Source organism: Bacillus sp. H1a (assembly GCF_000633475.1).
GTDB lineage: Bacteria > Bacillota > Bacilli > Bacillales > Bacillaceae_G > Bacillus_A > Bacillus_A paramycoides.
Genome location: NZ_AYMH01000098.1, coordinates 1 through 8,345, shown reverse-complemented (window position 1 = coordinate 8,345; position 8,345 = coordinate 1). Strand labels below are relative to the sequence as shown.

Genomic DNA, 8,345 nt, shown 5'->3' with positions numbered 1-8,345 from the left:
TCAACGTACAATGAACTTCAATAATTATTAGCTACCTCCTAAACATTGTTCCTCATTTACCAACCTGTTTATGCTTTTTTCAAACTTTGCAACAGAACCCCTAACGATATGCGACTTAGACAACAAAAGTACTTGAATAACATAGTAGAACAAGAATAAAGAAGCGAATCCGTTCTACGCTAGGTCTTAAATCTTTTGACACAGCTACATCCATTATTTCTGGAGTAGAAACCATGCATATGATTAAAAAAGAACAGATTGCTTTACGGAACCAGTCTGTCCAAAATCAAAAAGAATTTATCCATCAATTGTTTGGACTTGCAAAATAAGATACGATTCCGTTAGGAATTATATGTGCTTTATTCTCTTTTGTTTTATTTTGCACCAAAACCAAAAATAGCACCTGAATTTTAGGTGGTTAAATAATATATAGTTCTTTATTTAGTATATTTATATAGTGAGTTATCTGATTATTTTGGATTTTTTCTAAAAATACCTTTTTTTTTTGAATATTTAATGATATATTATTTCTAGACAATGTTGTGGTAAAATATTGAATTTATAACATCATTTTCAAAAAAACAAAAAGGTAGGTATTGAAATGGAAACTGAAAAATATTTACAAGTCGTAGAAGATGAAGAGATTGAACAATTAGTTGGTGGTATAGGACCTGGTTGGGTTGAAACTTTAACTAAAGATTGTCCTTGGAACCAACCTTTTGCATGCATCACAATTGCGGGACAAAGAATTTGTAAAAAATGCCGCTAATAGTTAAAGAGAGTAAGGCGAAAGGCCTTACTCTCTTTAATGATAATGAATTTCTAACTATTTCTCCTACCTATAAAAAGAGGAGGTTATTATGAAAAATAATTCACATGGAATTTTGAATACAATAGATAATGGGTCAAATTCTTTAGTAACAAAAGAATACCTAGAAAAAAATTTTGTTATCTTTTTAGAGGATTTTTCATGTAATGATGTCATTAAGAATGATGAAAGCTATAACTTTCATAAAATAATACAAACATATTTAGTATTCTTTAAAAATATGATAATAAATAAAATTGATTTTTTTGGTAATAGTGAGAGGATTTCTGAATCGATAATGTTTGATTTAGAAAAAAGACTATATCAAGTATTAAGGCCATCCTTAATTGTATACATAAATAAACTTAGAGTAGAAAAAGCTTTAATAGGAATTGATGCCGATGAAGAATATAAGTATTTTACAAATAATTTCTTTCATTTAAAAAAATTCCATATGAATTTTTTTAAAATGTTACCTTTATTAAGTGAAAAAATTTTTACAATAATTAAAAATGAAATAAATTATATAATTTGGTTACAAGGAGCTCTTGAAAAAGATCAAAAAGAAATTCATAAAATGTCGGGTTTTAATATTATGCATGTAGAAAAAGTTATTAACCTAGGTGACTATCATAATAATGGAAAGAGAACAATACTTTTAGAAGATAAATTTAATAATAAGGTAATTTTAAAACCAGTTGATTTGAAAAATTCTATTTTATATCATAGTTTAATTAATCAACTGAATAAGGATTTAAATACAGATATCTTTATTCCACAAGTAGTTAATAAAAAAAATTATGGATATATGGAATATATTAATCATGAATCATGTGAATCTAATGAGCAAATTAAAGGTTATTATTATAATTTAGGTGTAGTGCTTTCTGTAATATATTTGATTAATGGAAGTGACATACATAATGAAAATATCATAGCTAAACAATCCTCACCAGTCATAATTGATTTTGAGACATTAGGAAGTACATTAAATCCAAGTATCACTGAAGAAACCAGTAGTTTTATATTATCTAATTCAGTATTAAATTCTAGAATGCTACCTATAAGGTTTAGTGGAGGTAGAGAGGTAATAAGAGATTACAGTGCAATTGGGAGAGTAATGAAGACTTTAGTAAAAACAATTAAAATAAAAAATGAATTTACATCGAACCCAATTGAAATAAGAGAAGAGACAATAGTAGAAGATACAGTTCAGAATTTACCGTTTTTTAACGATGATATATACGAGTATGATAATTATATAAATGATATTATTAAAGGTTTTGAGGATGCATATAATTCAGTTTTAAAAAATAAAGAGGAATATATGCATATATTGAAAAACAGTGTTTCTAAATGGAATTATCGAAAAGTATATCGAAATACAAAAGTCTATACTCTTTTATTAGATAGACTAAATATTCCGGATTTATTAGAGAATAAATTAAAGACTATAAAATATTTGCAAAATATTCTTAAAAAAAACATCTACTTGGCTACTAGGAAAGATATTATTCAAAAAGAGATAGAGGCACTATTATCCTATGATGTTCCATATTTCTTTAATAAGTATGAATGGGGATCTTGCGAGGGTTTTTCGAATACTGAAATAGATTTAGAAATGAAATTCAAAAAAATTTCATATTCTGACTTTTTATTACAAAGAAAAATTATAGAAATATCCCTTTCTAATCAAAATGATAATCTATATAAGCTGAATACAGTAAAGGAAACAATTAATTTTCAAACTAATTTATCTACAAATAAAATAAAGGAAGCAATTACAGGAAAAATTCTTGATGGTAGTTATATATCAAAAGATGGAGATGTAGATTTTATTGGATTAAAAACAAATTGGCAAGGTGAGCTTGAGATAAACCATTTGAATAATGGAATGTATGATGGATTATTGGGAATAAGTTCATTATTGAGAAATAATGCTGATCTTAATCACATTGAAATTATAAATAAACTCGAACAAAAAGCCTTGCAAGAAATACTTAACAAAAATAAAAAAAATTATGGTTTTGTAAATGGTTCTAACGCCATTATTTCTTACTATTTAACAAATTTACCGTATATAACCTCTTTTAACGAAAAGGTGATATTGCAAATATTTATGGATATCAACTCGGATATCGAAAAAGGTGTATATAACGATAAAGCTTTTGATATATTAGGGGGTTCTGCAGGTCTAATTTTAACTGCAGTTAAGTTCTATCAAATTAATCCTAAGTATAAAATATTGCTTAAAGTGGCTGAAAATCTCGGCGACTACATTGTCAATAATATGCAAGCACATGATGAATTTGTATATTGGAAAGCTCACGATACGCTAAATTTAGAAGATTCATTAAAGGGGTTTGTTCATGGATTATCAGGACAACTTCTCGCATTTTATAAGTTAAAAGACATATTAAAAACCAATAAGTACGATAGGGTAATACATTGTATACATAAAAGTGAGAAAATGAGTATGAATGAATATGAGTATACAGATAGTTGGTGTAAAGGGTTTAGTGGAATGGGAATATCAAGAATTAAAATTTTAGAATTATATCAAAATGAAGATATACAATCAGATTTAATCTTTTTTAAAAATCAAATCTTAAGTACATTACATGAAAATAATGATTATTGTTTATGTCATGGTTTAATGGGGAAACTAGACTTTTTATTGGAGTTAGAAAATAGAGGTATGCTAGAGAAAAATGAAAAACAAATTGTTATGAAAGTAACAAATAACTTTTTGAATAATTTTGCTATAGAAGATTTTAATCCTCATAAAATCGCATTATTTACAGGTTTAGGAAGTGTTTTGTATTTTTTACAAAGGTTAGAGAATAATAAACTAAATAGCATTTTATACTTTAATGCCTAGAATAGGTGATAAATATGTTAAGAAAGAAAGTTAAGTTTATACCGCAAATGACATCTTTTGATTGTGGGCCTAGTTGTCTTGCAATGATTATGCATTATTACGGTTTAGCAGTACAAGCTTCGGAAATTAGAAATAGTAAAATTATCAATAAAAAATCGGCATGGAGTTTGTTGGATATTAAAAAAGTTAGTGAATCGTATGGACTCTCTGCAACTGCATATAGGATAGAAAATATAACTAATTTACAAAGGATACAAAAGCCGATGATAGCATTTTGGGACTTTAATCACTTTGTAATTATTGAAAGGGTTAAAGAAAATAAATTTTATATTGTAGATCCTAAGGCAGGGCCAATGGTAATCGATATAAGAAGTTTTGAAGAGATGTTCTGTAACTATATCTTAGTAATAGAAAAGAAAGAAGACATACAGCAAAATATTAAAAGGCGTGAAAAACATATACTACTTAGATATATTGATCATTTTATATCTCCTAGCCAGATTATTTTACTAGCACTATTAGCATTGTTAGCACAAATCTCATTTTTTGCTTTCCCCTTTATTTTGAAAAAGTTTATGGATATTTTGAATGCTTCAAAGGAAGTGGATGTAAGATACCTTTTAATTATATTGGGTAGTTTAATAGTTGTTATAGGGATAAAATCTATAACTTCAATTATAAAAGTAAAATTTCAAAAAGAAATTGATAGAAAAAGTACAACAAAAGTTTTTGAGCATATGTTTAATATCCCCATAGAAAAGATTACTACACGTCATGCAGGGGATTTAAATGTAAGAATTATGAGTCTAGAGTCAATACGAGGATATATTTTAGAGGATCTGATTGAAATGATTATATCAATAGTAGTTATCATTCCATTATTGATGTATCTATTATATACTGAGACTTTTTATACTTTAATATTGATGTTTTTTATTGCTAGTTCCCTATTTATCAATATTTCCTTAGGAAAATTTATATATAATGCTAATTTAGTCGAAACTTATTACCTAGGAGAACATAGAGGGAAAATTAATGAATCATTAAAAGCGATGTATTATGTAAAGGCCACAGGGATTTTTTCTAGAATTAAATCTGTATGGAAAAAAGATTATAATAAATACCTAGATACGGTTCATAAACGAGTACTAAAACAAAATGCTTTAGAATCATTTAATAGTTCCCTATCAACAATATTTATTATCATAATGCTTGCTGTAGGATTTTATAATTTTAGTAAAGGAGAAGGGGATTTAAGTAATATTTTCTTCTTTATTGCTATATCTAGTATTATATTTTCTCCGGTTTCAACGATTATAGGATCAATTTTAAATTGGAATTCAGTTAAACCACTTTTATTAAGAACTTTAGACATCTTGGAAGAGGAACTAGAAAAAGATGTATCGGATACTAAAGTAAACATTCTTAGAGGCTCAATTCAATTCAATAATATTTCGTTTAGTTTTGATGACAAAAAAATAATAGAAAACTTAAGTTTGAACATTAAAAATAACGAAAGTATTGCTATTGTTGGAGAAAGTGGCAGCGGTAAATCCACTTTGGCTAACTTATTATTAAAATTGCATACTCCCGATAAGGGTAATATATTAATAGACGATAGAGATATTAAAGATTGGAACAGTGAGGAACTAAGAAAAAAGGTAGGACTAATGACTCAGGATGGAGTTTTGTTTAGAGGAAGTCTATCTGAGAATTTATCTTACTTTGATATAAATTATGACCCTTCAAAAATCCAGGATTCTATAGATAAATTGAATCTAAGTAATTATATTCAATTTCAAAGTATAAATGATATTTTTATCTCTGAGGGAGGAACAAATTTCTCCGGTGGCCAAAGACAAAGGTTAGCTATGTTACGCCTGTTCATGAAAGAATATCCGATTCTTATCTTAGATGAACCAACTAACCATTTAGATAGAGAAACGGCAAATGCTGTTATTGAAAATATATTTGCCATACCATCCACTAAGATTATTATCACTCATGACGAAAATATTTTAGAGCGTGTAGATAGAGTTTATGAACTTACTGATAAAAAATTAGAACAACGAGAAATATCTTCTAAATCCAGATTGCAAACATTAGGTAAAGGATAAATAGATATTTAATAAATCAAGAATTTAATAGATACTTAATTTTATTTGGGAATGGGAAAGTGAGGAACAAAATGAAATTAGCAATTCAAGCTAAAAATTTAACAAAATCTTTTGAAAATCAATCCATTGTAAGTGATTTAAACTTATCTGTTCCTGAAGGAAGTTTATATGCTTTTATTGGACCAAATGGTGCAGGGAAAACAACAACTATGCGAATGTTATTAGGATTAATTCCATTAGATAAAGGAACGATATTATTTAATAATAAAGATATCAAAGAATGGAAAGAAGAATTATTTGAAAATGTGGGTTGTTTTATTGATTCACCTACCTATTATCCTAATTTAACAGCATATGAAAATTTAGCCTATGTACAAAAAATGATTAATAAACCTTTAGATGAAATAGATAGAGTATTAAAAACTACAGGAATATATAAAGCAAAAGATAAAAAAGTTAAAGATTTTTCTTTAGGAATGAAACAAAGGCTAGGTATTTCCTTTGCTATTCTTAATAATCCTAAAATACTAATTCTTGACGAGCCGACAAATGGATTAGACCCAGAGGGAGTACACGAGATAAGGCATTTATTACTGCATTTAGTAAAAAATGAGGGGAAGACTATATTTATTTCTAGTCATAATTTAGCTGAAATTGAAATGATAGCAGATCACATAGCATTACTACATAAGGGTAGCTTACTCTATGAAGGGAATTTAAACAGTATTATTACTTCTGGAGAATATATTGTTCATGTTAAGGATACTGCTGCCACAGAGAGGATTTTAAATACAGAGGGTATACCTTATAGCATAGAAAAAGAAGGGGTATTCAAAATAATAATAGATCAAGATAGTGTTCCTAATTTAACCAGAATATTAATAAAAAATGATATAGATATTTTTGAAGTTAGCCCTAAAAAGCCAACATTAGAGGAAGTATTTTTATCTTTAACTAAACAAAAGGAGTTACTATAATAATGCAATTTATCTTTAAAAGTGTAAATAGTGAGATGAGGAAAATTGGTGGGAGAAAATTATTATTAATTTCTTTGTTTTTTTCATTATTATCAAGCTTTTTGTGTATAAGTTATTTTATTTTTAACAAGAATAATCCTGACATGTTTCAATCTACAAATCTTATAGCAATTACAGTAAACTTTAATACACTAACGTTAAGCATTTTTTCTGCTTGTATGTGGTATTTTATCATTTCTTCTGAAAATAAATATGGTACTTGGGCCATTATTTATACAAAACCCATTTCAAAATTCAAGTTATTGGTAGCTAAAAATTTATTGTTTATACTGTTCTATTTGATCTTTAATATTTTAAATTTTTCGGTTATGGGTATCTATACTTTTATAAATGGATATGAAATATCAATACTTTATTTTTTAAAAATGTTGATACTTTGTACCATTTTATCTTTAGCAATACCATATTCTCAATTGCTTTTTCACTTAATTATAAAAAAGGGAATTCTTGCGGCATCCTTGTCAGTTATTTGGATATTTTTTATCGTAACATATGGATTATTCCCTTTAATATTTACAAAGACATTTCCAATATTTTATGCATTGAATATAGTAAGTGACGTTATGTTTAAAGAAACAACTATTTTATTATATCTTGCAAGTTCTTCAATATATATTTTAGGAATTATGTTATTGACTGTGAGTTTTAAATATTATACATATGAATAATAAAGGGTGAAATAAGTGGGTATTTTAGGTGAATATAAAAAAAGTCTTCATAATGGATTGTATATCCTGTTACTAGTATTTCTGTTGGTACCAATTAGTTTTCAAGTTTTTCTAACTGTATCGCCTCAATTAAAAGATGGCGTTTTCATGCATATAGCGATTCTGAGCCTTTTTTGTAGGTTATTTTTACCTATTGCGATAGGTCTATTAGTGTCATTTTCTTTTGTAAACGAATTCAGAAGAAAAGGATATATGTCTGCTATTTATCATGGGATCACTTTAAAAACTATATTAAGTAATAAGTTTTTGTTTTGCTTAATAATTACTTTTTGTTATTTAATATGTGCTTTAGTCATAACTAGTATACCTATAGTATTAACGGTTGATAATCTCGGGACTGTTTATCAAAGAGTAAGTTTTTCTATACTTTTTATGGTAATCAGCTCTTTAATTATTGTGAATCTACATTTTTTAATAAATATAATATTTTATAAAATCCCGTTACTTTCATTATTAGTAGGGGTTATAGGTGGACTAGGTAGTTTTTTTATTTCTCATACAAACTATTGGATACTATTCCCTTGGTCATATCCAATTATGAGTCTTTATTTTGATAGCATTGAACCAAAACAATTATATATTATTCTCATTGTATATCTATTATCATTACTAGGTTGTATATTTATTATTAAAAAATCAATAAGATGGAATTAAAGTTACAATGAGGAGTGTAGCGGTTCTGTTGCAAAGTTTGAAAAAAGCATAAACAGGTTGGTAAATGAGGAACAATGTTTAGGAGGTAGCTAATAATTGTTGAAGTTCATTGTACGTTGA

The 8,345-nt window shown here is 27.0% G+C and carries 6 protein-coding genes and 1 pseudogene; all 7 read left to right on the top strand.

Annotated features, from left to right (window positions below; genetic code table 11):
- Positions 1-108: 108 nt before the first annotated feature.
- Positions 109-329: pseudogene (locus tag U860_RS32275) on the top strand (DDE-type integrase/transposase/recombinase); the annotation flags it as partial.
- A gap of 272 nt (positions 330-601) precedes the next feature.
- Positions 602-769: a type A2 lanthipeptide gene (locus U860_RS32270; protein WP_033795514.1), complete on the top strand. Its 168-nt coding sequence runs from the start codon at positions 602-604 to the stop codon at positions 767-769.
- Between the two features lie 91 nt (positions 770-860).
- Entirely contained in the window at positions 861-3,689 is a 2,829-nt protein-coding gene (gene lanM / locus U860_RS0129760; protein ID WP_025151336.1) for a type 2 lanthipeptide synthetase LanM, read from the top strand.
- 14 nt (positions 3,690-3,703) lie between these two features.
- A complete protein-coding gene (locus tag U860_RS0129755) occupies positions 3,704-5,806 on the top strand; it encodes a cysteine peptidase family C39 domain-containing protein (RefSeq protein WP_025151335.1) in 2,103 nt (700 codons plus the stop codon).
- Positions 5,807-5,877: 71 nt separating this feature from the next.
- Entirely contained in the window at positions 5,878-6,783 is a 906-nt protein-coding gene (locus U860_RS0129750) for an ABC transporter ATP-binding protein (protein WP_025151334.1), read from the top strand.
- Between the two features lie 2 nt (positions 6,784-6,785).
- Entirely contained in the window at positions 6,786-7,511 is a 726-nt protein-coding gene (locus tag U860_RS0129745) for an ABC transporter permease (protein WP_001159645.1), read from the top strand.
- Between the two features lie 15 nt (positions 7,512-7,526).
- Positions 7,527-8,225, top strand: a complete 699-nt coding sequence (locus U860_RS0129740; RefSeq protein ID WP_025151333.1) for an ABC transporter permease — start codon at positions 7,527-7,529, stop codon at positions 8,223-8,225.
- The last annotated feature ends 120 nt before the right edge of the window (positions 8,226-8,345 follow it).